The sequence below is a fragment of the Rathayibacter sp. AY2B3 genome (assembly GCF_002931755.1).
Classification (GTDB): domain Bacteria; phylum Actinomycetota; class Actinomycetes; order Actinomycetales; family Microbacteriaceae; genus Rathayibacter.
On record NZ_PSUG01000008.1, the window covers coordinates 57,808 to 83,269 of the forward strand.

A 25,462-nucleotide genomic window follows, 5' to 3' on the forward strand; every position below is an offset into this window, starting at 1 on the left:
CGGGGCTCACCACGTCGTGGGGTACTCGACGGGCGGGACCGTGGACGGCTCCACCCGGTTGGTCTTGAGCACCTGGGTCATGACCTGCTGGAAGACGGGAGCCGTCGCCTGGGACGTGTTCATCTTAACCGGATCGGCGATGGTGACCGTCACGACGTACTCCGGGTCCTCCGCCGGCGCGAGCCCGGCGAGCGAGACGGTGTAGCTCTTCGAGTAGCCGCCCTTGCCGTCGGGCTGCTGCGCGGTTCCGGTCTTGGTGGCGATGTTGTAGCCGTCGACATGGATGTCGTTCGCCAGCCAGCCCTCGTTGTAGTGGGTCTGGAGCATGTCGACGACCTGCTTCGCGGCCGAGCTCGACACCACCTGGGTCCCCGTCGCGTCGGGCACGTCCACGACGGAGCCGTCGGCCGTGGTGCAGCCGTCGATCAGCTGCGACGGGAGCCGCACTCCGCCGTTGCCGAGCGTCTGGTAGATGCTCGCGACCTGCACCGCGGTCGCCGAGACGCCCTGGCCGAACATGGTCGTGTAGTTCGTCTGATTGTCCCAGTCCTGGTAGTCGGCGAGCAGGCCGCCCTCCTCGCCGGGGAAGCCGCTCGTGGTGGGCGTGCCGAGCCCGAACTTCTGCAGGTAGTCGTAGCGGGTCTGGGCAGACAGGCGGGAGCCGAGCATCGAGATGCCGACGTTCGACGAGTCCTTGAGGATGCCGGTCAGCGTGTAGTTCGTCGGGGTGTGCGCGAAGTCGTCGCTGAACGAGGCGCCGTCCTTCTCGAACGAGTCCGGGACGACGACCTGGGTCGTCGGCCCCGCTTGGCCCTGGTCGATCAGCATCGCGGCCGTCATCGGCTTGAAGGTCGAGCCCGGCTCGAACGGCGCGCGGAAGGCGCGCGAGCTGCGGTCGGCGGAGGCGCTCGCCTCGACGTTGTTGGGGTCGACGGTCGGCGTCTCGGCTACGGCGAGCAGCTTGCCGGTCTTGACCTCCTGCACCACGACGATCCCGTAGCTGCCGCCGACCTCGGCGACGCGCTGCGAGAGGACCTGCTGGGAGTAGTACTGGAGGTCGGAGTCGATGGTGAGCTTCAGCGTCCCGCCGTCGACGGCCGGGGTCTCCGAGACGGTGCTGCCCGGGATCCGGACGTAGTCGGCGCTGCGCTCGTAGCTCTCGGACCCGTTCTGCCCCGCGAGGCAGGTGTTCTCCGCGTACTCCATGCCCTCCTGGGCCGCTCCGTCCGCGCCGACGTAGCCGACGAGGTTGCCGCCCACCGCGCCGTTGGGGTAGCTGCGGCCCTGCTGGGTCTCGAAGTAGGTCCACGGGATGTCGAGCGCGACGAGCTTCTGGTAGGCCTCGAGGTCCAGTCCCTCCGCGAGGATCAGGTAGTTGGCCTTCGCGTCCTTCGCGAGCGCGGCGTCCACCGCCCCGGTGATCTGCTCGACCGACTGCCCGGTGATCGCGCCGATCTCGGACGCGGCCTGCTGCACGCTGACCATGACCTTCTGGTCCTCGCCCAGCTCGCGCGGGAACTCGGCCACGTTCTTCGGCGAGGTCGTCAGCCGGTAGCGCGTGGTGGTGTCGGCGAGCACCGTCCCGGACCGGTCCACGATGGGGCCGCGCTGGCCGTAGGTGACGACGCTGTTCGACTGGTTCTGGGCGGCCGCATCGGTGAGCTCGTTCGCCCGCACGATCTGGATGTCCACCAGCTTGCCGATGAAGAGTCCGACGACGGCGACGATGATCACGAACGTGACGGCTGTGCGGCGTCTGCTCGAGCGGTGGTGTCTCACTGCGGCGGTGTCCTTCTTGCTCCGGGCGGGCGGGCCGCCGTTCGTCGGGTCCGGATGGTCGTCGTGCGCCTCGCGGGGCGGGTGCCCGCGGGGAGGCGGACCGCGACGCCGTGCGTCAGTGCGTGATGGGCGCCGGCAGCTCGCCCTGCAACGGTACGGCCGCGCCGTCGACAGCCGGGGAGGACGCGCTCGCGCCGGGCTGGAGAGCCGGGACGAGGGCGTTGGGCACGAGCGGCGCGGAGGCGGTGCCCGCGACCTCGCTCGACGCGGCGGAGGAGGGGTCGCCCAGCACGGCGCCGTCCGACAGCCGGAGGTAGACCGGCGCGGTGTTGGCGACCATGCCCAGGCCCTGCGCGGCGGTGGCGAGGTTCTGCGGCGAGCTCAGCGTGTCGACGGCGTCCTGCTTCTCCGCGTTGCTGCGGGTGAGCGACTTCTGCTCGGTCTGCAGCGCCGAGATCTGGTAGGCCCCCTGCGAGAGGCCGACGCTCACGAGGAGCTGGACGACGATGATCGCGAAGAGGCCGGCGACCGCGACGATCCCGTAGACGAGCTTCGGGCGCGACTGCGCCTGGCCGGCCGGGACGGCCTCGATGCGGGGGCGGGGCGCCTCCTCCTCGGGGCGTGCCCGGCGGGCGGTGTCGATGACGGCGGGGTCGATGACGGCGGTGGCGCTCATGCGGTGCTCCTGATCCTCTCGGCCGCGCGCAGACGCACGGGTGTCGCTCGGGGGTTGCGGGCCTTCTCGTCGTCGGAGGCGAGCTCGGCTCCGCGGATGACGAGTCGGAACTCGGGTCGGTGCTCCGGCAGCTCCATCGGGAGGCCGGCCGGGGCGGTGGAGGAGGACGCGGCCTGGAGCGCGCGCTTGACGATCCGGTCCTCGAGCGACTGGTACGCCTCGACGACGATGCGCCCGCCCTCGTTGATCCGGCCCAGGGCGGCGGGGATGGCCCGCTCGAGGACGGAGAGCTCCTGGTTGACCTCGATCCGCAGCGCCTGGAAGACGCGCTTGGCGGGGTGGCCGTTCCGCTGGATCGCGACCGGGGTCGCCGCCTGGATGATCTCGACGAGACGACCGGACCGCTCCAGCGGCGCCTCGCGGCGGGCCTCCACGATCTTCTTGGCGTAGCGAGCGGCGAGACGCTCCTCGCCGTACTCGTGGAAGATGCGGCGCAGCGCGGTCTCGTCGTAGTCGGCGAGGATGCTCGCCGCCGTGAGCGGGGCGGTCGAGTCCATCCGCATGTCCAGCGGCGCGTCCTTGGAGTAGGAGAAGCCGCGCTCGGTCTCGTCGAGCTGGAGCGAGGAGACGCCGAGGTCGAAGAGCGCGCCGTCGATCGTGTCGATGCCCAGCTCGTCGAGCACGTCGCGCAGCTCGTCGTAGACGGCGTGCACGAGATCGATCCGGGAGGCGTGGGCGGAGAGCCGCTCCCCCGCGAGCTGCAGCGCCTCGGGGTCGCGGTCCAGGCCTACGAGGTGCAGACCAGGAAAGCGCTCGAGCAGCGCGAGCGAGTGCCCGCCCATCCCGAGCGTCGCGTCGACGACGACCGCCCCGTCGCGCTCCAGCGCCGGAGCGAGGAGCTCGACGCAGCGCTCGAGCAGCACCGGGAGGTGCCGCTCCTCGGTCGGGCGCGGAGCGTCCTTCGGAGTGTTCTCTGCCATGGCGGTCCCGCCGTTCCCGTTCCTGTCGTCCGATCCCCATCCACCTCGCGTCCGGACACCGGGGAAGGTGCGTCCGGGCGCCGAGTGGCTGGGAGTCGCGCGACAGGACCTAGAACAGGCCGGGGATCACCTCCTCCTGGGTGTCGGAGAACACGGACTCCTGCTCCTGCAGGTAGGTCTCCCAGGCGCCCTGCGCCCAGATCTCGGCGCGGTTGCCCGCTCCGATGACGGTGAGGTCGCGGTCGAGGCCGGCGTAGGCGCGCAGCGGGGCCGGGAGGGTCACGCGGTTCTGCTTGTCCGGCGTCTCGGCGCTCGCGCCCGAGAGGAACACCCGGAGGAAGTCCCGCGCCTGCTTGCTGGTCACCGGCGCCTGCCGGATCTTCTCGTGCATGACCTCGAACTCGGCCTGGCTGAACACGTACAGGCACCGCTCCTGGCCGCGCGTGACGACGACTCCGGAGGAGAGCTCGTCGCGGAACTTGGCGGGGAGGATCACGCGGCCCTTCTCGTCGAGCTTGGGGGAATAGGTGCCGAGGAACACGGACTGCCCCCCACTTCTTCCGGCCAAGGATGGTGTGTCCTCCACAGTACTCCACTTCCCCCCACTCACAACCCCGGCACGAAGCGGGGCGCGCCGCAGAGGCCCCGGTCATCCGCGTGTTCCCGCGGAATCGCGACAGTGGGGCGAAGTGGAGGAGGAATGCGGCGGAAGGGAGGCCGCGGGCACGAAAAAAGGGCCGATCCGTGAGGATCGACCCTGTGGTGGAGCGGAAGGGGGGCTAGCCGCGCCCGTCTCCGCGGTTGTCCCACCTGTCGTTCAGACGGTCCATGAAGCCGGACCCCTGACGGTTGCCCGAGCGGGGCTTCGACGGGCGGCCGACGTCGGGCAGGCCGGGCTCGGAGGAGCCGCCGGCGGCCGGCCGCATGGCCACGATCACGCCGCCGAGCATGAGGGCGAAGCCGAGGATGCCGACGAGGGGCTGGCGCACGACCACGCCGGCGACGAGCACGGCGAGACCGAGGATGCCGAGGAGGATGCCGAGCACGAGCGCCCGGTAGTTGGTGCCGCCGCGCCCCTTACCGACCGCCGCCACGAAATCGGCGTCGTTCTGGTAGAGGTTCCGCTCCATCTCATCGAGGAGCCGTTGCTCGTGTTCCGAAAGCGGCATCGTGACCCCTTCAGGGTGTGGCGTCGATCCTTTCGGGGATCGGCACCGGAATAGGCGGCGTCTGGGCTCGACCGGTCGGGCGGCGCTTCAGTGTAGACCGAGCCCGACGCAGGCACCAGGCACCTTCGGTGCATAGGCTGGTCGGGTGAACCACAGCTCTCGACTGGTCGATCGCGTCCAGCTCCGAATCGATGAATTCCTCACCGGGCGCACGCCAATTCTGCGCTCCATAGGAGAGGACGTCTCCGCCCTCGGCGACCTTTCGCGGGACTTTCTCAGCGGGGGCAAGCGGTTCCGCGCGCGCTTCTGCGAGGCGGGCTGGAACGCGGTCTCGAGCACCTCGAGCGAGGCCCATCCGAGCGGCTCCGATCCGATCGCGAGGGTGGGGGCCGGCCTGGAGCTGTTCCACGCCGCCGCCCTCGTGCACGACGACGTGATCGACAACTCCGACACCCGCCGCGGCGCCCCCGCGGCGCACCGGCGCTTCTCCTCCTTCCACGCCGACGGCGGCTGGACCGGCGACCGCGACGAGTTCGGCCGCTCCTCCGCGATCCTCCTCGGCGACCTGCTCCTGGTCTGGTCGGACGAGATCTTCGCCGCGGCGGAGTGGTCCCTCGGTGACCGCGTCGCAGCCGAGCGCGCGCGCGCCGAGTTCAACCTGATGCGCACCGAGGTCACGCTGGGCCAGTACCTCGACATCCTCGAGGAGAGCGCGTGGGTGCAGCACCCCGAGCACGAGCACCTGCAGCGGGCGGAGCGGGTGGTGGTCTACAAGAGCGCGAAGTACAGCATCGAGGCGCCCCTGGTGATCGGCGGCTCCCTCGCCGGCGGCGACGACGCGCAGCTGGACGCTCTGCGCCGCTTCGGGCTCCCGGTCGGGATCGCCTTCCAGCTGCGCGACGACGTCCTCGGAGTCTTCGGCGACCCGGCAGTGACGGGCAAGCCGGCCGGCGACGATCTGCGGGAGGGCAAGCGCACCGTGCTGCTCGGCCTCGCCCGCGGCGCGTGCTCGCCGGGCGAGCGGACCGAGCTCGACGCGGTCGTGGGCCGGAGCGACGTCGACGAGGCGTCCATCGCGCGGGCGCAGGAGATCATCGCGGGCAGCGGCGCTCTCGAGCGGCTCGAGGAGCGCATCGGCCAGGAGGTGTCCGCGGCGATGGCGGTCCTCCCCGACGCGCCGCTCCGGACGGAGGGCGTGGCGGAGCTGCGCGAGCTGGCCGCCCAGGTCACGGTCCGCACCTCCTAGGAGCGGACCCGCGGATCAGGCCAGCGCCTGGGCGACCCGCCGGACCTCGGCCTTCCGGCCGGCGCGGAGGGCGACGATCGGGCTCGTGCCCAGGCTCTCCTCGACCGTCAGCATCCAGTCGACCGCCTCGTCGTCGGTGAAGCCGGAGTCGGAGAGCAGGATCGCGGTGCCGCGGATCTCGCTCATCGGCTCCCCGTCGCGGAGGAAGAGAGCGGGCACCTTCAGCACGCCGTCGCGGCGGGTGCCGAGCAGGTGGCGCTCCTCCAGGAGGCGGCGGACCCGGCCGGCGCCGAGCCCGGTCAGCTCGACGAGGTCGGGGACGGTCAGCCACTCGAGCTCGGAAGCGGTCGAGGTGGCGGGGGCAGCGGACGAGTCGGTCACGCGACAAGACTGCCACGAGCCCGGGGGGCCGCCAACTGCGGGTGCCCCGGAGAAGGTGCCGATCCCGTCCTGCGCCGCCCGGGCGTCGCTCACCGGTTCCCCCGGGGGTCTTGCCTAGACTCGTCGCGTGACCACCAGCCAGCTCGACCCTCTCCTCGGCCGTCTCGTCGACGGCCGGTACGAGGTGCGCTCGAGGATCGCCCGCGGCGGCATGGCGACGGTGTACCTCGCGCACGACCAGCGCCTCGAGCGCCGCGTGGCGATGAAGGTCATGCACGGCCACCTCTCCGACGACGCGACGTTCAAGAACCGCTTCGTCCAGGAGGCGCGCTCCGCCGCCCGTCTCGCCCACCCGAACGTGGTCAGCGTCTTCGATCAGGGCCAGGACTCGGACATGGCCTACCTGGTGATGGAGTACCTCCCCGGGATCACCCTGCGCGACCTGCTCAAGGAGCGCGGCCGGCTGACCGCCCAGCAGGTCGTGGACATCATGCACTCCGTGCTCTCGGGGCTCGCCGCCGCGCACCGCGCCGGGATCCTCCACCGCGACCTCAAGCCCGAGAACGTGCTCCTCGCCGACGACGGCCGGATCAAGATCGGCGACTTCGGCCTCGCGCGCGCCGCCTCCGCCAACACCGCCTCCGGCCAGGCCCTCCTCGGCACGATCGCCTACCTCTCCCCCGAGCTGGTCACGCGCGGCACCGCCGACACCCGCAGCGACATCTACGCCATCGGGATCATGATCTACGAGATGCTCACCGGCCAGCAGCCCTTCACGGGCGAGCAGCCGATGCAGATCGCCTACCAGCACGCGAACGACTCCGTCCCGTACCCCAGCGCGACGGTCGCCTCCGTGCCCACCTCGCTCGACGAGCTCGTCCTCTGGGCGACCGAGCGCGACCCGGACATGCGGCCCCGCGACGCCGGCGTCATGCTCGCCCAGCTCCTCGAGGCCGAGCGGCTCATGGGCATCACGCCGAGCGACCGCCGCGGCGACACGCAGGCGGTCACCCCGCTCCCGGCGCCCGTCGCCGATCCGGCGCCGGCGACGGCCGTCTTCGATCCGGCGGAGGCCGGGCAGACGTCGGTCTTCGACCCGGCGCCGGCGCCCGGAGCGGTGCTCGTGGTCGACGAGGACGACGACACGGTCGCCCGGCTCGCGAGCAGGCGCCGCGTCCGACGGCGCCGCGGCGTCCTGCTCACGGTGGTCGTGCTCCTCCTGGCGCTCATCGGCGGCGGGACGGCCTGGTGGTTCGGCGAGGGGCCCGGGGCGATCGTGTCGATCCCGGACGTCGTCAGCCAGTCGCAGCAGGACGCGACGGCCCAGCTGCAGGCGCAGGGCTTCGAGGTGCAGCCGCAGGAGACGCCCGACCTCACCGTGCCCGCGGGGACGGTGGTGAGCTCCGATCCGCCCGGCGGGCAGGGGGTCCACAAGGGCTCCGTCATCACCCTGACCGTCTCGAGCGGGCCGCGCCAGCTGCCGGTCCCCTCGCTCGCCGGCCTCTCGGAGGCGGACGCGGCAGCCGCGGTGACGGGCGGCTCCTTCACCGTCGGCGACGTCTCGAAGATCTTCGACGCCGACGTCGACGCGGGTGTGGTCGTCTCCGCCTCGCTGCCGGACGGATCGGCGCTGCCCGAGACGATGTCGGAGACCAGCACCATCGCGATGGTCGTGAGCCTCGGACCGATCCCGAACGTCGTCGGCCTCTCGATCGACGACGCGACGGCGAAGGCGGAGGCTGCCGGTCTCGCCCTCGACCGCAGCGGCGAGGACTGGAGCGACACCGTGGCCGCGGGCGTCGTCCTCACGCAGGCGAACCCGGAGGCACCCGCCGTGACCGGCGACACCGTCTCGGTCGTCGTGTCGAAGGGGCCCGAGCCGGTCGCGGTGCCGGACGTCGTGGGGATGAACCGCGACGAGGCGAAGGCGGCCCTCGAGGCGGCGGACCTGTCGTGGAGCTACTCCCTGACGACGCTCGGCCCGCTGATCGACGCGGCGCCGAACGAGCTGACCAAGGTCACGAACCAGTCCAACAAGGCCGGCGATCTCGTCCAGCGCGGCACGACGATCCAGTTGTCGATCACCATCACCACCTGACGCCGCCGGTCGAGGTCCCCGGCGGGGACTCGACCGGCGGTCGTGCTCAGATCGCGCGGCCCCGGAGCTCCTCCGCCACCAGGAACGCGAGCTCGAGCGACTGCATGTGGTTGAGGCGCGGGTCGCAGACCGACTCGTACCGGGTGGCGAGCGTCGCCTCGTCGATGTGCTCCGAGCCGCCGAGGCACTCGGTGACGTCGTCGCCCGTGAGCTCGACGTGGATGCCGCCGGGGTGCGTCCCCGCGGCGCGGTGCGCCTCGAAGAAGCCCTTGACCTCGTCGACCACGTCGTCGAAGCGACGGGTCTTGTAGCCGGTCGGCGTCGTCAGCCCGTTGCCGTGCATCGGGTCGGTCACCCACAGCGGCAGGGCGTCGCTGCGCTTGACGGCCTCGAGCAGCGGCGGGAGCGCGTCGCGGATCCTCCCGGCACCCATGCGGGTGATGAAGGTGAGGCGACCCGGCTCCCGCTCGGGGTCGAGCTTGTCGATCAGCTCGAGCATCGTCTCGGGCGTGGTCGACGGGCCGAGCTTCACGCCGATCGGGTTGCGCACGCGCGACAGGAAGTCGACGTGCGCACCGTCGAGCTCGCGGGTGCGCTCGCCGATCCAGATGAAGTGGCTGGAGGTGTTGTACGGCGTGCCGGTCCGTGAGTCGATGCGCGTCATGGGGCGCTCGTAGTCCATCAGCAGGCCCTCGTGGCCGGTGTAGAACTCGGTGCGCTTCATGCCCTCGAAGTCGGCCCCGCACGCCACCATGAACTTGACCGCGCGGTCGATCTCGCGGGCCAGCTGCTCGTAGCGCTGGTTCTGCGGGTTCTCGGTGAAGCCCTTGTTCCAGTAGTGGACGAGGCGCAGGTCGGCGAATCCGCCCTGCGTGAAGGCGCGGATCAGGTTCAGCGTCGAGGCGGCGGTGTGGTAGCCCTGCACGATGCGGCGGGGGTCCGCGGCGCGCGACTCCGGAGTGAAGTCGTAGCCGTTGACGATGTCGCCGCGGTAGGCGGGCAGGGTCACGTCGCCGCGGGTCTCGAGGTCGCTCGAGCGGGGCTTCGCGAACTGCCCGGCCATCCGGCCCATCTTGATGACGGGCATGCTCGCGCCGTAGGTCAGGACGACGGCCATCTGCAGCACGGTCTTCACGCGGTTGCGGATCTGCTCGGCGGTCGCTCCGGCGAAGGTCTCGGCGCAGTCGCCGCCCTGCAGGAGGAACGCCTCGCCGCGGGCCGCGGCTCCGAGACGCTCGCGCAGCTGGTCCACCTCGCCGGCGAAGACCAGCGGAGGCAGCGCGGCCACCTCGGCGGACGCCGCTCGCACGGCCTCCGCGTCGGGCCACTGCGGCTGCTGCTTGATCTCGAGCTCGCGCCAATAGTCCAGGCCGGCGACCACGGAGGGGGCGGCGAGGACGTACGGTTCGTTCGGATCGATGACCACGAGGGTGTTCCCGGTTCTGACGGGCGCCAGCGGCGCGCGGAGGGCCTCCGTCCGGACGGACGGCAGCGGTTGACGAGCTTATCGCCTGGCAGGGTGCTCGGCCGGGAGGGGGCCCCGGCGTCGAGCGGGCGCTCAGCGGGTGAGTGCTGCGCGCTTCTCCTTGACCGACGTCGCGTAGACGTCGAGGTACTCCTGGCCGCTCAGGGCGAGGAGCTCGTACATGATCTCGTCGGTGATCGAGCGGAGGATGAAGCGGTCGCCCTCCATGCCCTCGAAGCGGCTGAAGTCGAGCGGCTCCCCGAACACGATGCCGATGCGGCCGAGCTTCGGCAGGCGCTTGCCGATGGGCATGATGCGCGCGGTGTCGATCATGGCGACCGGGATGACGGGCACGCCTGCCTCGAGGACCATGCGGGCGACTCCGGTGCGGCCGCGGTACATGCGGCCGTCGGGGCTGCGCGTGCCCTCGGGATAGATGCCCAGGGCGTGGCCGCCCGCGAGGACGCGCAGCCCCGTGTTGAGCGAGGCCTCGGACGCCTTGCCGCCGGAGCGGTCGATCGGCAGCATCCCCGTCGCGGTGAAGAACGTCCGCGTCGCCCAGCCCTTGAGGCCTTTGCCGGTGAAGTAGTCGCTCTTGGCGAGGAACACCATGTTCCGCTCGATCACCAGCGGGAGGATCACGGAGTCGATGAACGAGAGGTGGTTGCTCGCGAGGATCACGCCGCCGTTCTGCGGCACCTTCTCGGCGCCGACCACCCACGGGCGGAAGATCGTCTTCAGGAGCGGGCCCGCGACGATGTGCTTCATGAACCAGTAGAACATCGGGCTCCTCGGCGGTGCGGCGGATCGGGTGCGGCGGGTGCCGCTAGAGGGAGCTCGCGTGCAGGCGCGCCAGGTCGGCGGCCCCCACGACTCCGGCGTCGTTGACGAGCTCCGCGATGCGGAACTCGGGCTCGGGGTGGTAGCCCCGGGCGGGGAGGTTGTCGAGGTAGGCCTGGCGGATGGGGTCCAGCAGGAGATCGCCGGCCTGCGCCACTCCGCCGCCGATGACGAACATCTGCGGGTCGAGGACCGCGCTCAGGCTGGCCGCCGCCTCGCCCAGCCAGTGGCCGAGCTGGCGCAGCGCCGCGAGGGCGCCCAGGTCGCCTGCGGTGATCAGCTCGGAGATGAGGCGGCCGTTCAGCTCGCCGCCGTTGCGGGCGCGGGCGTCGGCGATGCCCTGGCCGATCCCGCCCGCGTCGGCGAGCTCGCCGGCGAAGCGCTGGAGCGCGCGGCCCGAGCCGTACTGCTCGATGCAGCCGCGGGCGCCGCACCCGCAGGGCAGGCCTCCGGGGACGACGCGCATGTGCCCGATCTCGGCCGCGGCTCCGAAGCCGCCGCGCAGGAGCCGGTCGTTGATGACGATCGCGCCGCCCACTCCGGTGCCGATGGTGAGCATCAGCATGTCGCTGACGAGGCGGCCGGAGCCGTAGCGGAACTCGGCCCAGCCTGCGGCGTTCGCGTCGTTCTCGATGATGATCGGCAGGTCGATGCGGGCCGAGAGCTTCTCGCGGAAGGGCTCGTTGCGCCAGTTGATGTTCGGGGCGTAGTAGACGATCGACTGCGAGGCGTCGATGAAGCCGGCGGCGGCGACTCCGACCGCGGCGACGTCCCCCGGGAGCAGGCCGGAGCGCAGATGCTCGACCATCTCGACCACGACGTCGACGATCAGCTCGGGGTGCCCGGCAGGAGTGGGCCGGCGGTCCTCGCGGAGGATCCCCCCGAACTCGTCGACCAGGGCTCCGGCGATCTTCGTGCCGCCGATGTCGATCCCGATCGCGTGCACGCGAACCGCCTTCCCGTCGCCACCGGCGCGGCAGCGTCGGCGGACCGCCCTGAGCGGCGGCCAGGACGAGTGTAGTGACCGCGAGCGCTCCGGTGCGGCTCAGCGGCGAGACCCGGCGACGCGTGTCGGACCTCCTCGCGGAGCCACCGCTGGATCGTTACCCTGAACGGATCCACAGCTTGCGCCGCGCCGGTAGGGTGGAGACGACGTTCATTCAGGTACCGAAGGAGTTGCCGTGGACCAGTTCGATTCCCCCCTGGTGGTTCCGGCCGATCCCCAGGCCAACACGACCGCCCTCCTGCTGGACCGCGTCCGCGAGACGCCCGACCGGCCGCTCTTCGCGCTTCCCGACGGCGAGGGCTGGCGCGACGTGACGGCGCAGGAGTTCCTCGACCAGGTCACGGCCCTCGCGAAGGGCTTCGTCGCCGCCGGCCTCGAGCCGGGCGAGAAGGTCGGGCTGATCTGCAGGACGCGCTACGAGTGGACGCTGATCGACTTCGCCGTCTGGTTCGCCGGCGGGGTCCTCGTCCCGGTGTACGAGACCTCCTCCCCCGCGCAGGTGCAGTGGAACCTCGCCGATTCCGGCGCGCACGCCGTGATCGTCGAGACCCCCGAGCACTTCGCCCGCTTCGACGAGATCCGCGCCGACCTGCCCGAGGTCCGCCTCGCCTGGCAGATCGGGCTGGGTGATCTGGACAAGCTCGTCGCGCGCGGCGTCGACGTGCCGGACGCCGAGATCGAGCGCCGCCGCTCACTGGCGACCGGTACCGACATCGCGACGATCATCTACACCTCCGGCTCCACCGGCCGCCCCAAGGGCTGCATCATCCGGCACTCGAACTTCGTCGAGCTCAGCCGCAACTCGGCGGTCGCCCTGACGGAGCTGATCCATCAGCCCGGCGCGTCGACGCTGCTGTTCATCACCACGGCACACGTGTTCGCCCGCTTCATCGCGATCCTCTGCGTGCACGGCGGGGTGAAGGTGGGGCACCAGGCCGACACGAGGCACCTGCTCCCCTCGCTCGGATCCTTCAAGCCGACGTTCCTCCTGGCCGTGCCGCGCGTGTTCGAGAAGGTCTACAACTCGGCCGAGCAGAAGGCCGAGGCCGGAGGCAAGGGGAAGATCTTCCGCCGCGCGGCCGATGTCGCCGTCGCCCACTCGATGGCGCTCGAGGCGGGCTCGGTGCCGCTCGCGCTGAAGCTGCAGTTCCTCCTCTTCGACCGGCTCGTCTACTCGAAGCTGCGCACCGCCATGGGCGGGAACGTCCGCTTCGCCGTGTCCGGCTCCGCGCCGCTGGGCGACCGGCTCGGCCACTTCTTCCACAGCCTCGGCATCAAGATCCTCGAGGGCTACGGCCTCACCGAGACGACAGCGCCCGCCACGGTCAACCGCACCGAGCGGTTCAAGATCGGCTCGGTGGGCCCGGCGATGCCCGGGGTCTCGATCCGGATCGCGGGCGACGGCGAGATCCAGGTGCGCGGCATCGACGTCTTCGGCGGCTACTGGAACAACGAGGCGGCGACGGCCGAGTCGTTCGACGGCGAGTGGTTCCGCACGGGCGATCTCGGAACGCTGGACGAGGACGGGTATCTGCGCGTCACCGGGCGGAAGAAGGAGATCATCGTCACCGCCGGCGGCAAGAACGTCGCTCCGGCGGCGCTGGAGGATCCGATCCGCGCGAATCCGCTGGTCGGACAGGTCGTCGTCGTCGGCGATCAGCGGCCGTTCATCGCCGCACTGGTCACGCTCGACTCGGAGATGCTGCCGACGTGGCTCGCGAACAACGGGCAGGACAGGGGTCTCTCGCTCGAGGACGCGGCCGTGAACCCGGTCGTTCTGGCCGAGGTGCAGCGGGCCGTCGACGCGGCGAACGAGCGCGTGTCCCGTGCGGAGTCGATCCGCAAGTTCGTGATCCTCCCGACCGAGTTCACGGAGGCGAGCGGTCACCTGACTCCGAAGATGAGCATCAAGCGGAACGTCATTCTCGCCGACTTCGCCGACACCATCGCCGCCGTCTACTCCGCCGCCCCCGCCACCGAGGGCATCTCCCTCCGCTGACGCGCGCCCCCCGCGCGAGTCGCGCAGAACCCGCTCCGAACCCGACGCAGCCGTAGCCGGTGAAGCGCGTGCCAGCGCTTCACCGTCGGCGTTACGCTCCCTGCTCCACGGAACGCCCCCACCTCGCCGAGCCGACCGCGCGGAGCCGGGCAAGGACCGGCTCCCCCTATCAACACCGCCGTATCCGGGAAAGCGCGTCCCAGCGCTTTCCCGTCGGCGGAACGCAGGACGCTCCACGAAACGCACCACCTCGCAGAGCCGACCGCGCGGAGCCGGGCAAGGACCGGCTCCCCCATCAACACCGCCGTATCCGGGAAAGCGCGTCCCAGCGCTTTCCCGTCGGCGGAACGCGACACGGTCTACAGAGCGCTCCCACCTCGAAGAGCCGACCGCGCCGAGCCGGGCAGGGACCGGCTCGGAATCCCACTCAGAACCAGTCGGATTCGCGGACGGCCTTCATGGCGGCGCGGCGGTCGTCCTTGGAGAGGCGGTCGAGGTAGAGACGTCCGTCGAGGTGGTCGCATTCGTGCTGGAGGGCTTGGGCCATGAGGCCGTCGCCTTCGAGGACGATCTCGTTGCCGTCGAGGTCGGTGCCGCGGACCTTCGCGTGGGGGTAGCGGATCGCGGGGTACCAGAGGTTCGGGACGGAGAGGCAGCCCTCGTCGACCGGTTGCGGGTCTCCGCTGAGCTCGACGATCTCGGGGTTGAGGATGTAGCCGATGACGCCGTCGACGTTGTAGCTGAAGGCGCGGAGGTTGACGCCGATCTGGGGGGCTGCGACGCCGGCGCGTCCGGGCGGGCGGACGCTGTCGACGAGGTCCTCGACGAGGCCGCGGACGCCGGCGTCGACCGTCTCGATGGTCGTGGACGGGGTCTTCAGCACCGGGTCCCCGAAGATGCGGATCTGGCGTTCGGTCATGTGGTGCGCTCCCTCAGGGCCTCCTCCGCGCTCAGGAGGGCGTTCTCGACGACTTCGCTCGCTGCGGGGTGCGGCCAGTACTGGCTGCGGGCGAGTCCGCGGATGCCGGTGCCGGCGCTGGCGGCCTGGACGAGCGGCTGAATGAGGATACTGGCCTGCGGCCCGATGATGTGCGCGCCGAGGAGGGCGCCGTCGAGTCCGACGACCAGGAGGCAGGCGCTGGAGTCGTCCTCGAGCGCCCAACCGAAGGCGGTGGAGCCGTACTCCTGGGTGACGGTGACGACGTCCAGGCCCTGGTCCCGGGCTTCGGCCGCGGTGAGTCCGAAGTGGGCGATCTGCGGGTGGGCGAAGATCGCGCCGGGCACCGGGGAGAGGGTGTTCGAGAGCAGCTCCCCCGGATGCAGGAGGTTGTGCGCCACGAGGCGCGCCTCGTGGTTGGCGACGTGCTTGAGCTGCCAGCGGGACGACACGTCGCCGAGGGCGAAGAGGCCGGGCACGGGGCGGCCGCCGGAGAGCACGCGCTGCTCGGTGTCGACGCTGATCCGGCCGTCCTCGTGCAGGTCGATCCCGACGGAGGCGGCGGCGACCGTGTCGCTGTTGGGGTCGCGGCCGAGGGCGACGAGGAGCAGGTCGGTCTCGACCGTCGCGCCGTCGCTGAGGGTGACGCGGAGGCTGTCCGGGCGGGCGTCGACGCTCTCGGCGCTCACTCCGGTGAGCACGGTGTACCGCTCGGCGGCGATCCCGGTGAACCGGCGCGAGACGTCCTCGTCGAGGGCGCGGAGGAGGCGATCGCCGCGGACGGCGACGGTCACTGCAGTGCCGAAGGAGGAGAAGACGTGGGCGAACTCGACGGCCACCGCGCCGCCGCCGAGGATCAGCATCCGCTCGGGGAGCTCGTCGAGCCGCATCACCGAGGAGGAGTCCTGGATCCGGGGGTCGGGCTCGTACGCCGCGAGAAGCGGCCTGGGTCGCGAGCCTGCGGCCACGACCACCTGCGGTGCGCTGATGCGGGCACCGCTGGCGCTGACGAGGACGTGCGGGCGGTCGCCGTCTCCGAGCGACTCGAAGCCGAAGCTCTCGCGGAGGACGGTCACGTTCGGGGAGCGCTGATCGCGGTACTCGAACCCGCCCTCGCTGATCGCATCGATCCGGCCGAAGACCCGGTCGCGCACCTCGGCCCACTCGGGGCGGCGGAGGCGGGAGTGGACGCCGATCGGGCCGCCCTGGTCGACGTCGGTGACCACGTCGGCGACATGGACGAACATCTTCGTCGGGATGCAGCCGGCGTTGAGGCAGGTGCCGCCGAACCACTCGCCGTCGTCGAGGATCGCGACCCGCAGGCCGTCGAACTCCGGACCGACGATCGAGTTGCCGGAGCCGGCCCCGACGACGATCAGATCGAAGGCGTCGGTGGACGCGTCGGGTCCGTCGGTGCGGTCCTGGAACGCGGCGGACGCCGCTTCGGAGCCCCGGGGCTCAGACACGTCGGACCGGCATGCCCTCGACCACGAGCGCGGCGAGCAGGCGAGCGGCGTCCTTCGTCCCCTCGCGCAGCTGCTCCCACTTCACCACGGAGCCGGCGGCGAGCACCGGGTCGTAGGGGATGCGGACGATGTCCCGGACGCGGGAGCGGAAGTGAGACTCGATCTCCTCCAGCTTCACCAGGCTCGTGCCCTGCGTCGCCGTGTTGAGGGCGACGACCGCGTTGCGCACGAGGGCGCCGTAGCCGTTCGCGTCCAGCCAGGTGAGGGTCTCGGAGGCGAGGCGGGCCTCGTCGACGCTGCCGCCCGAGACGATCACCACCGTGTCGGCGCGCTGCAGCGTGGGCCGCATCACCGAGTGCACGATGCCCGTGCCGCAGTCGGTGAGCATGATCGAGTAGAAGCGCTCGACCAGGTCGGCGACCACGTTGTAGTCGTCCTCGTCGAAGGCCTCGGAGAGCTGCGGATCGGTGTCGGAGGCGAGGACGTCGAGGCGGGTCTCGTCGCGGGAGACCATCGTCGAGAACTCGGTGAACCCGGTCACGCCGGCCGCGCGGTTCACGACGTCGCGGACGGTCGCCCGCGTCTGCTTGGGGACGCGCTCGGCCAGGGTGCCGCGGTCGGGGTTCGCGTCGACCGCGATGATGCGGTCCTCGCGAGCGTCGGCGAGGGCCATGCCCAGGAGCGTCGTGACCGTCGTCTTGCCGACGCCGCCCTTGCGGGTCATCACCGGGACGAAGCGGGTGCCGCCCTCGAACTGCCGGCCGATCCGCTCGTCCATCGCCTTCCAGGCCTTCACCTTCGCGGAGTCGCCGAGGTTGACCGTGTGGAAGGTGAGGCCGTACAGGAAGCGGTGCCAGCCTCCCGTGGGAGCGGGGCGGGTCTTGCGGTTGACCTCCAGGAGCCTGTCCGGGGTGAGCATCGACGCCGACTCGGGGACGGCGGCACTCGGCGTGGACGGGGCGGGAGCGGCGCTCGAGGACTCGGCGCGGAGGCGGTCGCGGCGGGTGGGGACGGCGGCGGGCTCCCCCGCGGACTCGGACGCCGCGGGCTTCTCGGCGGACTCCGCTCGAGCGGGGATCCCCGCCGAGACCGGTCCGTTCGCGACAGACGGGTGCGCGGGAGCCGGTGCGGGGGTCGGAGCAGGACTCGGCTCCGGCGGCACGAGAGCGTGCGAATGCGAGGGCGGCAGGCCGAGGCGGCCGACGTCGATCGCGTCCTCGTCCTCGACCGGAGCGGGGGCGGTGGAGCGGCGCCGCGGGCCGGGCGGCGTGATCCGCACGCCGTCGGGCAGGAGGGTCGGAGCGGTGTCGTTCGCTCGCGGGGAGTACTGTCCCGATTCCCGAGCCGCGTCCATGGCGGTCCGCGGCGTGGGACCGGTGCCGGTGTCGGGCTGTTCGTCGTTGCGCTCATCCATGCGAACGAGCCTCCTTCCGCTCAGGACGAGTGTACCGGCGGGCCCGGATCGCGCCGGGCGGCTTGGTCGGAGCGCGCCCCGACTGCTAGTGCAGCCCGCCCCCGGAAGCGGCGCGGACGGCGCGTGCAGCGAACGGTTAGGTTCTGCCGCCCGGAGGAACGTAAAGTAGTCAGCCATGCATGTACTCAGCGTGAGCTCCCTCAAGGGCGGCGTCGGCAAGACCACGGTGACGCTCGGCCTTGCATCCGCGGCGTTCTCGAAGGGCCTGCGAACGCTGGTCGTCGACCTCGACCCTCAGTCCGACGTGTCGACCGGAATGGACATCAACGTCGCCGGCCACCTCAACATCGCCGACGTCCTGACGTCGCCGAAGGAGAAGATCGTCCGCTCGGCGATCGCCCCCTCCGGCTGGACCAAGGAGCACCACGGCACGATCGACGTGCTGATCGGCAGCCCCTCCGCGATCAACTTCGACGGGCCGCACCCCAGCATCCGCGACATCTGGAAGCTCGAGGAGGCCCTCGCGAGCGTCGAGGCCGACTACGACCTCGTGCTGATCGACTGCGCCCCCTCGCTCAACGCCCTCACGCGCACGGCGTGGGCCGCGAGCGACCGCGTCGCCGTCGTCACGGAGCCGGGCCTGTTCTCGGTGGCCGCCGCCGACAGGGCGCTCCGGGCGATCGAGGAGATCCGCCGCGGACTCAGCCCGCGCCTCCAGCCGCTGGGCATCATCGTCAACCGGGCCCGCGTCCAGTCGCTGGAGCACCAGTTCCGGATCAAGGAGCTGCGTGACATGTTCGGGCCGCTCGTCCTCAGCCCGCAGCTCCCGGAGCGCACGTCTCTCCAGCAGGCGCAAGGCGCGGCGAAGCCCGTCCACGTCTGGCCCGGAGAGAGCGCCCAGGAGATGGCGCACAACTTCGACCTGCTGCTCGACCGCGTCATCCGCACCGGTCGCATCGGCGAGCAGGTCCCCGCCGCGACCTAGGGGCGCGGGTCCGCCGGACGCATCCGGCTCAGGGTCTCGAGACGCGGGCGGTGCCCGCTGGTCGAGCCGTGACGGGAGCGGTGTCGGCGGACGCTCGGCGTGTCTGCCCGGCGTGGAAACTCGACAGTCGGGCGGCGCCCGCTCCTGATCGGCTGAGCGAGCGGAGGAGACACGGGAGTCCCCGGGGACGCTGCTGAGTCGTGAGACGCCGGCGGTCAGCCGACGCGGCGGGAGGCGCGCCGCTGGGCGAGCTCGTCGCCCGGGTCGACCGACTGGTGGTCGAGCTCGACGAGGCTCGACTCGACCTCGCGGAGGACCTTGCCGACGGCGATGCCGAAGACGCCCTGGCCGCGGCTGAGCAGGTCGATGACCTCGTCGTTCGAGGTGCAGAGGTAGACGCTCGCGCCGTCGCTCATCAGCGTCGTCTGCGCGAGGTCGTCGACCCCGGACTCGCGGAGCTGGTTGACCGCCGTGCGGATCTGCTGGAGCGAGATCCCGGTGTCGAGGAGGCGCTTGACCAGCTTCAGCACGAGGATGTCGCGGAAGCCGTAGAGGCGCTGCGTGCCGGAGCCGGACGCGCCGCGCACGGTCGGCTCGACGAGCTCGGTCCGCGCCCAGTAGTCGAGCTGCCGGTAGGTGATCCCCGCGGCGCGGGCCGCGACGGCCCCGCGGTAGCCCGCGTCGGCGTCGAGCTCGGGCAGTCCGTCGGTGAACAGGACGAGGTCGCGCTGGCCGCTGACGTCGCGGCTGACTTCTCTCATCCCTGTGCCTCTCGGATCCGGACGCCGGATCCTCCGAACGCGCTCCCTACCGTACCGACCGGCGCAGGCCGAGTAAACGACATCGGCCTCGGCGCCGCGGCGTGTCGCCCCGGCTGTCCGTCCGCCGGCGGTGCGGCCCTCACGAGCGGGCGATCCGCGACAGGGCGCTGCGGACCATCGCCCCGCGGATGGTGCCCAGCTGGGTCGCGAGGCCCACTGCGTTCTCGGCGGCTCCGGCGGATCCCGAGGCCTCTCCGCGGCGGGCGCTGGAGGCGACGACGCTCTCGATGAGCGACATCTCGCGCTCGACCGCGACGCGGAGCGGTCGGAGGTGGCGGGGCTCGATGCCCGACCGCCCCAGGTCGACGAGCGCCCTGAGCGTCGTCACGGCCTCGTCTCCGAACACGTCGCCGCCCCGCACGAGCCCGGCGGCGATGGCCTCCTGGACGAGAGCGGGCGTCGCACCGGACTCGGCCGCGAGGCCCTCGCGGGTCAATCGCGTGGCGGGGCCGAGGAGCGAGGCGCTCGGACCCCCGACGCCGGCCGGCAGGGCGGGCTCGCGTCCGGCGTCGATGTCGTCGAGGTACCCGCGGATGACCTTGAGGGGGAGGTAGTGGTCGCGCTGCAGCGCGAGGATCATCCGCAGCCGCTCGACGTCGGAGCCCGAGAACTTGCGGTAGCCGGAGTCGGTGCGGGCCGGCGAGACGAGCCCCTGCTCCTCGAGGAAGCGCAGCTTGGACGGGGTCACGTCCGGGAATTCAGTGGTCAGCCTGGCCAGCACCTGCCCGATGCTCAGCAGAGCGGCGGAGCCGGTGGGGAGGGCGCGCGCGGAGGAGCGGCCCACGGCTCACGCGTCCGGAGCGGCGACGAGGTCGGCGCGGGACGCGTAGAAGGTGAGACGGAACTTGCCGACCTGCACCTCGGAGCCGTCGGTGAGGATCGCGGACTCGATCCGGACCCCGTCGAAGTAGGTGCCGTTCAGCGAGCCGAGGTCGTGGACCTCGAACGCCGTGCCGCGGCGGACGAACTCGGCGTGCCGACGCGAGACCGTGACGTCGTCGAGGAAGATGCCCGCGTCGGGGTGGCGGCCGACCGTCGTGGAGTCGGTGTCGAGGAGGAAGCGGGCGCCGGTGTTCGGTCCGCGGCGCACGACCAGCAGCGCGGAGCCGGAGGGCAGTGCGCCGACGGCCTCGGCCTCCTCGCGGGACGCGCGGTTGTCGAGCGCGGCGAGCTGGGCGCCGATGTCGTCGGTGAACGTCAGAGTCGTCTCCGTCGACGGCTCACCGGGAACGGAATTGTGCTGGGCGGATGATGCTCCACCGACGGGCTCGACCAAGACGTACCTCCTGTCAGGTCAGCGTATCCGAATCGTGACCCTCGTCGGACCCCTGAGCACCTGTGCGGACCCCCAGGATGAGGTCCCGCGTCTGGACGGCGTAGACGATCCCGGCCCACCAGTAGAGGAACGCGCCCCACAGCGCGAAGGCCCAGGCGATGGGGAGGGAGGCGGGCGCGAGGGCCGGGAACGCCTGCCCCAGCATGATCAGCGGGAGGGCGTAGAAGAGGCAGAAGGTCGCGAATTTGCCCAGGTGGTGCACGGGAAGCGGTCCGTAGCCGTTGTTCGCGAGGACGACCGCCAGGACCACGAGCACGAGGTCGCGGGCCAGCAGCACGGCGACCAGCCACCAGGGCACCAGGCCGCGGGCCGCGAGGCCCAGGACGGTGGCGAAGATGTAGAGGCGGTCGGCGGCCGGATCGAGGACGCGGCCGAGGCGCGTCATCTGGTCGAAGCGGCGCGCGATCCAGCCGTCGAGGTAGTCGGTGAGGCTCGAGACGACGAGGGTCAGGAGCGCGAGCGCGTCCTCGCCGAGGACCACGAGCACGAGGAACACCGGCACCAGGGCCAGGCGCACCATGCTGAGGACGTTCGGGACCGTCCAGATCCGGTCCTCACCGGTGCGCGCCATGCGCCCAGCCTAGGCGGGGCGCACGGCGGCCCGGTCAGCGCTTGTCGCGCCAGACCCGCTCGAACGGAAGGCGCCAGGCGTGCGGCGCGATCAGCTGGTGGATCGCGTTCGGCCCCCAGGAGCCGGGCGCATAGAGACGGACGGGCGGCGGATCCTGCAGGAGGGGCGCGGAGACCTCCCAGAGCCGCTCGATGCCCTCCGCCGTGGTGAACAGCGTGTGGTCCCCGCGCATCGCGTCGAGGATCAGGCGCTCGTAGGCCTCGAGCGCGTCGCCTGCGCGATCGGTCTCCTGGAGCGCGAACTGCATGCTCAGCTTGTCGAGCCGCATACCGGGACCGGGGCGCTTGCCGTAGAACGAGAGCGAGACCTTCGAGGCGTCCGCCAGGTCGAAGGTGAGGTGGTCCGGGCCGTGTGCGCCGACTCCGGAGCCCTGCGGGAACATGCTCTTCGGGGGCTCGCGGAAGGCGATCGAGATGATGCGCTGGCCCTCGGCCATCCGCTTGCCTGTGCGGAGGTAGAACGGCACTCCGGCCCAGCGCCAGTTGTCGATCTCGCACTTCAGTGCGACGAAGGTGTCGGTCTCGGAGTCGGCGGCGACGCCCGGCTCGTCGCGGTAGCCGATGTACTGGCCTCGCACCACGTTCTCGGGGTTCAGCGGGCGCATCGAGCGGAAGACCTTGTTCTTCTCCTCGCTGATGGCCTGGGGCTCCAGCGCGGTGGGCGGCTCCATCGCCATGAACGCCAGCACCTGGAAGAGGTGGGTGACGACCATGTCCTTGTACGCACCGGTGGACTCGTAGAACTCCGCTCGGCGGTCGAGCGTGAGGCGCTCGGGGATGTCGATCTGGACGTGATCGATGAAGTTGCGGTTCCAGATCGGCTCGAAGAGGCCGTTCGCGAAGCGGAAGGCGAGGATGTTCTGCGCCGGCTCCTTGCCGAGGAAGTGGTCGATCCGGAAGATCTGCTCCTCGCTGAAGGTCTCGTGGAGCTCCGCGTTGAGGACGACAGCGCTTTCGAGGTCGACGCCGAACGGCTTCTCCATGATGATGCGCGATCGCTCGACCAGCCCGGCCTCGGCGAGCATCCGCACGACCGAGAGCGCGGCCCTGGGCGGGACGCTGAGGTAGTGCAGCCGGCTCACGTCCGGACCGAGGACCGCCTCGGCGTCGGTCACGGCGGCGGCCAGCGCGGCCGGTCCGGCGGACTGAGGGACGTAGCGGAGCTTGGACGCGAACTCGTCCCACTGCGCCGGCGTCAGGGAGCGGCTGCCGAACTCGTCGTAGGCCAGCTTCGCGAACGCGCGGAACGAGGCGTCGTCGTGCTCCTCGAGCGAGGTGCCGACGATCTGCAGGTCCGGCGCGAGGGACGAGAGCGCGAGGTGGGCCATCCCCGGGATGAGCTTGCGCCGGGCCAGATCGCCGACGGCGCCGAACAGCACGACGACATGAGGTGCCGCCTGCTCGGTCTGGACGGCGGGAGCGGAGGGTGCGGTTGTCACGGTCACCCCTCGATCATTCCAGTTCGGATCGTGACGCAGGCGTCATGTGCTCGATACGCACCGCCGCTAAGGTCTCTCCCGTGCCTCCGTTCTCCGACGCGTCCGCCGCGCCTGCAGCACCCGCCTCCGCCACCGCTCCCTCCTCCGCCGACGGGACGACCGCGCCTCCGCTCGACGAGAGGATCCGCGCCGACGTCCATCTGCTGGGCGAGCTGCTCGGTCAGGTCCTCCGCGAGTCGGGCGAGCCCTCCCTCTACGAGGACGTGGAGCGCCTGCGCGCGCTCACGATCAGCGCCTACGACAGCGGCGACGCGGCCGGGACCGCGGAGGCGGAGGAATTCGTCGCCTCGCTCACGCTCGAGCGCGCCGAGGAGGTCGCCCGGGCCTTCACCTGCTACTTCCACCTCGTGAACGTGGCGGAGGAGTTCCACCGCGTCCGCGTGCTGCGCCGCCGTGAGTCCGACGCCGGTGCGCAATCGCCCGAGGACTCGATCCTCGCCTCGATGCGCCGGCTGACCGGGGAGCTCGGGGAGGACGAGGCGTTCGCGCGCCTGTCCCGACTGGAGTTCCGCCCGGTCCTGACGGCGCACCCGACCGAGGCCCGCCGCCGCGCCGTGGCCTCGACCATCCGCCGCATCAGCGACCTGCTCGAGCAGCGCGACGACCCGCGCATGGGCGGCGTCGTGCTCGTGGAGATCCGCCGCCGGCTGCTGGCCGAGGTCGACACTCTGTGGCGCACCGCTCCGCTGCGCGAGTCCAAGCCCACCCCTCTCGACGAGGTGCGCACGGCGATGAGCGTCTTCGACGAGTCGCTGTTCTCGGTGCTCCCCCGCGTCTACCGCCGCCTCGACGACGCCCTGCTCGGCGAGGGCTCGGGCACCCGGGCACCGGTCGCACCGGCCTTCGTCCGCCTCGGCACCTGGATCGGCGGCGACCGCGACGGCAACCCCTTCGTCACCGCCGAGACCACCCTCGCGGCGGTGGACATCGCCTCCGAGCACGTCCTCATGGGCCTGGAGCGCGTCGCCCGCCGCGTGGGCCGCGCGCTGACCCTCGACGCGTCGACCACTCCCCCGTCGGCAGCCGTCGAGGCGCTCTGGGCCTCCTGCGTCGAGCGCGCTCCCGAGCTCGCCGCCGACATCGCCGAGCGCTCGCCCAACGAGGCTCACCGCCGCGTCCTGCTGTTCGCGGCCGAGCGCCTGGCCGCCACGCGGACCGCGGGACCGCTGGCCTACTCCGCCGCGGGTGAGCTGCTGGCCGAGCTGCGCACCCTGCAGGAGTCGCTGGTCGAAGCCGAGGACGTCCGCGCCGCGTACGGCGACCTCCAGGACTTCGTCTGGCAGCTCGAGACGTTCGGCTTCCACCTCGCCGAGATCGAGGTGCGCCAGCACTCGAAGGTGCACCGCGAGACGATCGCGGCGATCCGCGCCGGCGAGGAGCTCGACGAGCGCGGCCTCGAGGTCCTGTCGGTGTTCCGCGCGATCGCGAAGGTCCAGGAGCGCTTCGGCACCGACGCGGCGAGGCGCTACATCGTCTCCTTCACGCAGTCGGCCGACGACCTGAGGACGGTCTTCGAGCTCGCGGAGGCGGCGACCGACGGCGTGCCGCCGATCATCGACGCGGTCCCGCTCTTCGAGACCTTCGCCGACCTCGACGCCTCGACCGACATCCTCGCCGAGATGATCCGCCTCCCCCAGGTGCAGGCGCGCCTCGCGGCCACCGGCAACCGCCTCGAGGTGATGCTCGGCTACTCCGACTCGTCGAAGGACGTCGGACCGGTCTCGGCGACGCTCGCGCTCTACGACGCGCAGGCGCGCATCGCGCAGTGGGCGGCCGACGAGGGCATCGTGCTCACGCTGTTCCACGGCCGCGGCGGAGCGCTCGGCCGCGGCGGCGGGCCGGCCAACCGCGCCGTCCTCGCGCAGCCGCCCGGGTCGGTGGACGGCCGCTTCAAGCTGACGGAGCAGGGCGAGGTCATCTTCGCCCGCTACGGCAACCCGGACATCGCCACGCGGCACATCGAGCAGGTGGCGGGAGCGACGCTGCTCGCCTCCTCGCCCGCGGTCGGCGAGCGCAACGCCGGCGCCGCGGAGCGCTTCGCCGAGGTGGCGGCGACGATGGACCGCGAGTCGCGCCGCCGCTTCTTCGAGCTCGTGAAGGCCGACGGCTTCGCACCGTGGTTCGCCCGGGTCACCCCGCAGGAGGAGGTGGGCCTGCTCGCCCTCGGCTCGCGTCCGGCCCGCCGCGGCCTGTCCGTCGAGTCGCTCGAGGACCTGCGCGCGATCCCGTGGGTCTTCGCCTGGACCCAGGCGCGCGTCAACCTGACCGGCTGGTTCGGCCTCGGCAGCGCGCTCGAGGCCGTCGGCGACCTGGACCTGCTCCGCGAGGCGTACGCCTCCTGGCCGCTGTTCACGACGATGGTCGACAACGTCGAGATGTCGCTCGCGAAGACCGACGAGGGCATCGCCCGCCGCTACCTCGCCCTCGACTCCCGCGACGACCTCGCCGGACTCGTGCTCGACGAGATGGCGCTCACCCGCCGGTGGGTGCTCTCGATCACCGGCGAGGAGAGCCTGCTCACCGGCCATCGCGTGCTCGGCCGGGCGGTGCGCCTGCGCACCCCGTACGTCAACGCGCTCTCGCTCCTGCAGCTGCGCGCGCTGAAGGCGCTCCGCACCGACCCGGGCGGATCCGGGACGGAGCAGAACCAGCGGCTGCTCCTGCTCGCGGTCAACGGAGTCGCGGCGGGGCTGCAGAACACCGGCTGATCCCGCCTCGGAACGACGGAACCCCCG

General features: G+C 71.6%; 22 protein-coding genes. 5 read left to right on the forward strand and 17 right to left on the reverse strand.

From position 1 onward, the window contains the following. Nucleotides 1-6: 6 nt before the first annotated feature. The 5 genes from C5C24_RS04235 to C5C24_RS04255 form a co-directional block, all read right to left on the reverse strand. Nucleotides 7-1,779: a penicillin-binding protein 2 gene (locus C5C24_RS04235; protein WP_258065040.1), complete on the reverse strand. Its 1,773-nt coding sequence runs from the start codon at nucleotides 1,777-1,779 to the stop codon at nucleotides 7-9. Nucleotides 1,780-1,894: 115 nt separating this feature from the next. After that, nucleotides 1,895-2,455, reverse strand: coding sequence for a hypothetical protein (locus tag C5C24_RS04240; RefSeq protein WP_104222588.1), 561 nt, complete (start codon nucleotides 2,453-2,455; stop codon nucleotides 1,895-1,897). Then, on the reverse strand, nucleotides 2,452-3,435 hold the full coding sequence (gene rsmH / locus C5C24_RS04245; RefSeq protein ID WP_104304377.1) for a 16S rRNA (cytosine(1402)-N(4))-methyltransferase RsmH: 984 nt from the start codon (nucleotides 3,433-3,435) through the stop codon (nucleotides 2,452-2,454). The genes C5C24_RS04240 and rsmH overlap by 4 nt, the downstream gene beginning before the upstream one ends. Nucleotides 3,436-3,544: 109 nt before the next feature. Further along, nucleotides 3,545-3,976 (reverse strand): division/cell wall cluster transcriptional repressor MraZ, encoded by a 432-nt coding sequence (gene mraZ, locus C5C24_RS04250; protein WP_104222586.1) that lies wholly within the window; start codon nucleotides 3,974-3,976, stop codon nucleotides 3,545-3,547. A gap of 238 nt (nucleotides 3,977-4,214) precedes the next feature. After that, nucleotides 4,215-4,604, reverse strand: a complete 390-nt coding sequence (locus C5C24_RS04255) for a DUF3040 domain-containing protein (RefSeq protein WP_104276449.1) — start codon at nucleotides 4,602-4,604, stop codon at nucleotides 4,215-4,217. Between the two features lie 145 nt (nucleotides 4,605-4,749). Between C5C24_RS04255 and C5C24_RS04260 the strand changes: the two genes are divergently transcribed. Next, a complete protein-coding gene (locus C5C24_RS04260; protein ID WP_104281232.1) occupies nucleotides 4,750-5,850 on the forward strand; it encodes a polyprenyl synthetase family protein in 1,101 nt (366 codons plus the stop codon). Nucleotides 5,851-5,865: 15 nt separating this feature from the next. On the opposite strand, the gene C5C24_RS04265 is transcribed toward C5C24_RS04260, so the two are convergent. Next, nucleotides 5,866-6,231, reverse strand: a complete 366-nt coding sequence (locus C5C24_RS04265; protein WP_104304378.1) for an Rv2175c family DNA-binding protein — start codon at nucleotides 6,229-6,231, stop codon at nucleotides 5,866-5,868. A gap of 127 nt (nucleotides 6,232-6,358) precedes the next feature. Between C5C24_RS04265 and pknB the strand changes: the two genes are divergently transcribed. After that, the gene (gene pknB, locus C5C24_RS04270) at nucleotides 6,359-8,329 is read left to right on the forward strand and encodes a Stk1 family PASTA domain-containing Ser/Thr kinase (RefSeq protein WP_104276452.1); all 1,971 of its coding nucleotides are present in this window, start codon (nucleotides 6,359-6,361) and stop codon (nucleotides 8,327-8,329) included. A gap of 46 nt (nucleotides 8,330-8,375) precedes the next feature. Here pknB and C5C24_RS04275 read toward each other — a convergent pair whose 3' ends face one another. The 3 genes from C5C24_RS04275 to C5C24_RS04285 all read right to left on the reverse strand — a co-directional run bounded on the left by C5C24_RS04275 (nucleotide 8,376) and on the right by C5C24_RS04285 (nucleotide 11,580). Continuing rightward, nucleotides 8,376-9,710 carry a class II 3-deoxy-7-phosphoheptulonate synthase gene (locus tag C5C24_RS04275; RefSeq protein WP_104222617.1) on the reverse strand — a complete coding sequence of 445 codons (1,335 nt, stop codon included), beginning with the start codon at nucleotides 9,708-9,710 and terminating at the stop codon, nucleotides 8,376-8,378. Nucleotides 9,711-9,887: 177 nt separating this feature from the next. Next, a complete protein-coding gene (locus C5C24_RS04280) occupies nucleotides 9,888-10,577 on the reverse strand; it encodes a 1-acyl-sn-glycerol-3-phosphate acyltransferase (RefSeq protein ID WP_104276453.1) in 690 nt (229 codons plus the stop codon). 43 nt (nucleotides 10,578-10,620) lie between these two features. Beyond that, on the reverse strand, nucleotides 10,621-11,580 hold the full coding sequence (locus C5C24_RS04285) for an ROK family glucokinase (RefSeq protein WP_104276454.1): 960 nt from the start codon (nucleotides 11,578-11,580) through the stop codon (nucleotides 10,621-10,623). Nucleotides 11,581-11,815: 235 nt separating this feature from the next. Here C5C24_RS04285 and C5C24_RS04290 point away from each other — a divergent pair, with 235 nt between their 5' ends. Further along, nucleotides 11,816-13,639: a long-chain fatty acid--CoA ligase gene (locus C5C24_RS04290; RefSeq protein ID WP_104304379.1), complete on the forward strand. Its 1,824-nt coding sequence runs from the start codon at nucleotides 11,816-11,818 to the stop codon at nucleotides 13,637-13,639. A gap of 427 nt (nucleotides 13,640-14,066) precedes the next feature. Here the strand turns inward: C5C24_RS04290 and def are convergent, their stop codons facing one another. From def to C5C24_RS04305, 3 genes are read right to left on the reverse strand one after another with little or no spacing between them, the layout of a single operon-like run. After that, nucleotides 14,067-14,558, reverse strand: a complete 492-nt coding sequence (gene def, locus C5C24_RS04295; RefSeq protein WP_104276456.1) for a peptide deformylase — start codon at nucleotides 14,556-14,558, stop codon at nucleotides 14,067-14,069. Next, nucleotides 14,555-16,042, reverse strand: a complete 1,488-nt coding sequence (locus C5C24_RS04300; protein ID WP_104304380.1) for a mycothione reductase — start codon at nucleotides 16,040-16,042, stop codon at nucleotides 14,555-14,557. The genes def and C5C24_RS04300 overlap by 4 nt, the downstream gene beginning before the upstream one ends. Further along, nucleotides 16,035-17,456 carry a MinD/ParA family protein gene (locus C5C24_RS04305; protein ID WP_258065041.1) on the reverse strand — a complete coding sequence of 474 codons (1,422 nt, stop codon included), beginning with the start codon at nucleotides 17,454-17,456 and terminating at the stop codon, nucleotides 16,035-16,037. Before C5C24_RS04305 ends, C5C24_RS04300 begins: the two co-directional genes overlap by 8 nt. A gap of 175 nt (nucleotides 17,457-17,631) precedes the next feature. On the opposite strand from C5C24_RS04305, the gene C5C24_RS04310 reads away from it, so the two are divergent. Beyond that, a complete protein-coding gene (locus C5C24_RS04310) occupies nucleotides 17,632-18,441 on the forward strand; it encodes a ParA family protein (protein WP_104222576.1) in 810 nt (269 codons plus the stop codon). A gap of 215 nt (nucleotides 18,442-18,656) precedes the next feature. On the opposite strand, the gene C5C24_RS04315 is transcribed toward C5C24_RS04310, so the two are convergent. From C5C24_RS04315 to zwf, 5 genes are all read right to left on the reverse strand, one after another. Beyond that, nucleotides 18,657-19,202: a MerR family transcriptional regulator gene (locus C5C24_RS04315; RefSeq protein WP_104222575.1), complete on the reverse strand. Its 546-nt coding sequence runs from the start codon at nucleotides 19,200-19,202 to the stop codon at nucleotides 18,657-18,659. Between the two features lie 139 nt (nucleotides 19,203-19,341). Continuing rightward, nucleotides 19,342-20,046, reverse strand: a complete 705-nt coding sequence (locus tag C5C24_RS04320; RefSeq protein ID WP_104304381.1) for a MerR family transcriptional regulator — start codon at nucleotides 20,044-20,046, stop codon at nucleotides 19,342-19,344. Nucleotides 20,047-20,049: 3 nt separating this feature from the next. Continuing rightward, the gene (locus C5C24_RS04325; protein ID WP_104222573.1) at nucleotides 20,050-20,538 is read right to left on the reverse strand and encodes an FHA domain-containing protein; all 489 of its coding nucleotides are present in this window, start codon (nucleotides 20,536-20,538) and stop codon (nucleotides 20,050-20,052) included. Nucleotides 20,539-20,551: 13 nt separating this feature from the next. Next, nucleotides 20,552-21,169, reverse strand: coding sequence for a CDP-alcohol phosphatidyltransferase family protein (locus tag C5C24_RS04330; RefSeq protein WP_104304382.1), 618 nt, complete (start codon nucleotides 21,167-21,169; stop codon nucleotides 20,552-20,554). 34 nt (nucleotides 21,170-21,203) lie between these two features. Further along, nucleotides 21,204-22,667, reverse strand: coding sequence for a glucose-6-phosphate dehydrogenase (gene zwf / locus C5C24_RS04335; RefSeq protein WP_104304391.1), 1,464 nt, complete (start codon nucleotides 22,665-22,667; stop codon nucleotides 21,204-21,206). Between the two features lie 80 nt (nucleotides 22,668-22,747). Between zwf and C5C24_RS04340 the strand changes: the two genes are divergently transcribed. Then, nucleotides 22,748-25,435 (forward strand): phosphoenolpyruvate carboxylase, encoded by a 2,688-nt coding sequence (locus C5C24_RS04340; RefSeq protein ID WP_374955319.1) that lies wholly within the window; start codon nucleotides 22,748-22,750, stop codon nucleotides 25,433-25,435. The last annotated feature ends 27 nt before the right edge of the window (nucleotides 25,436-25,462 follow it).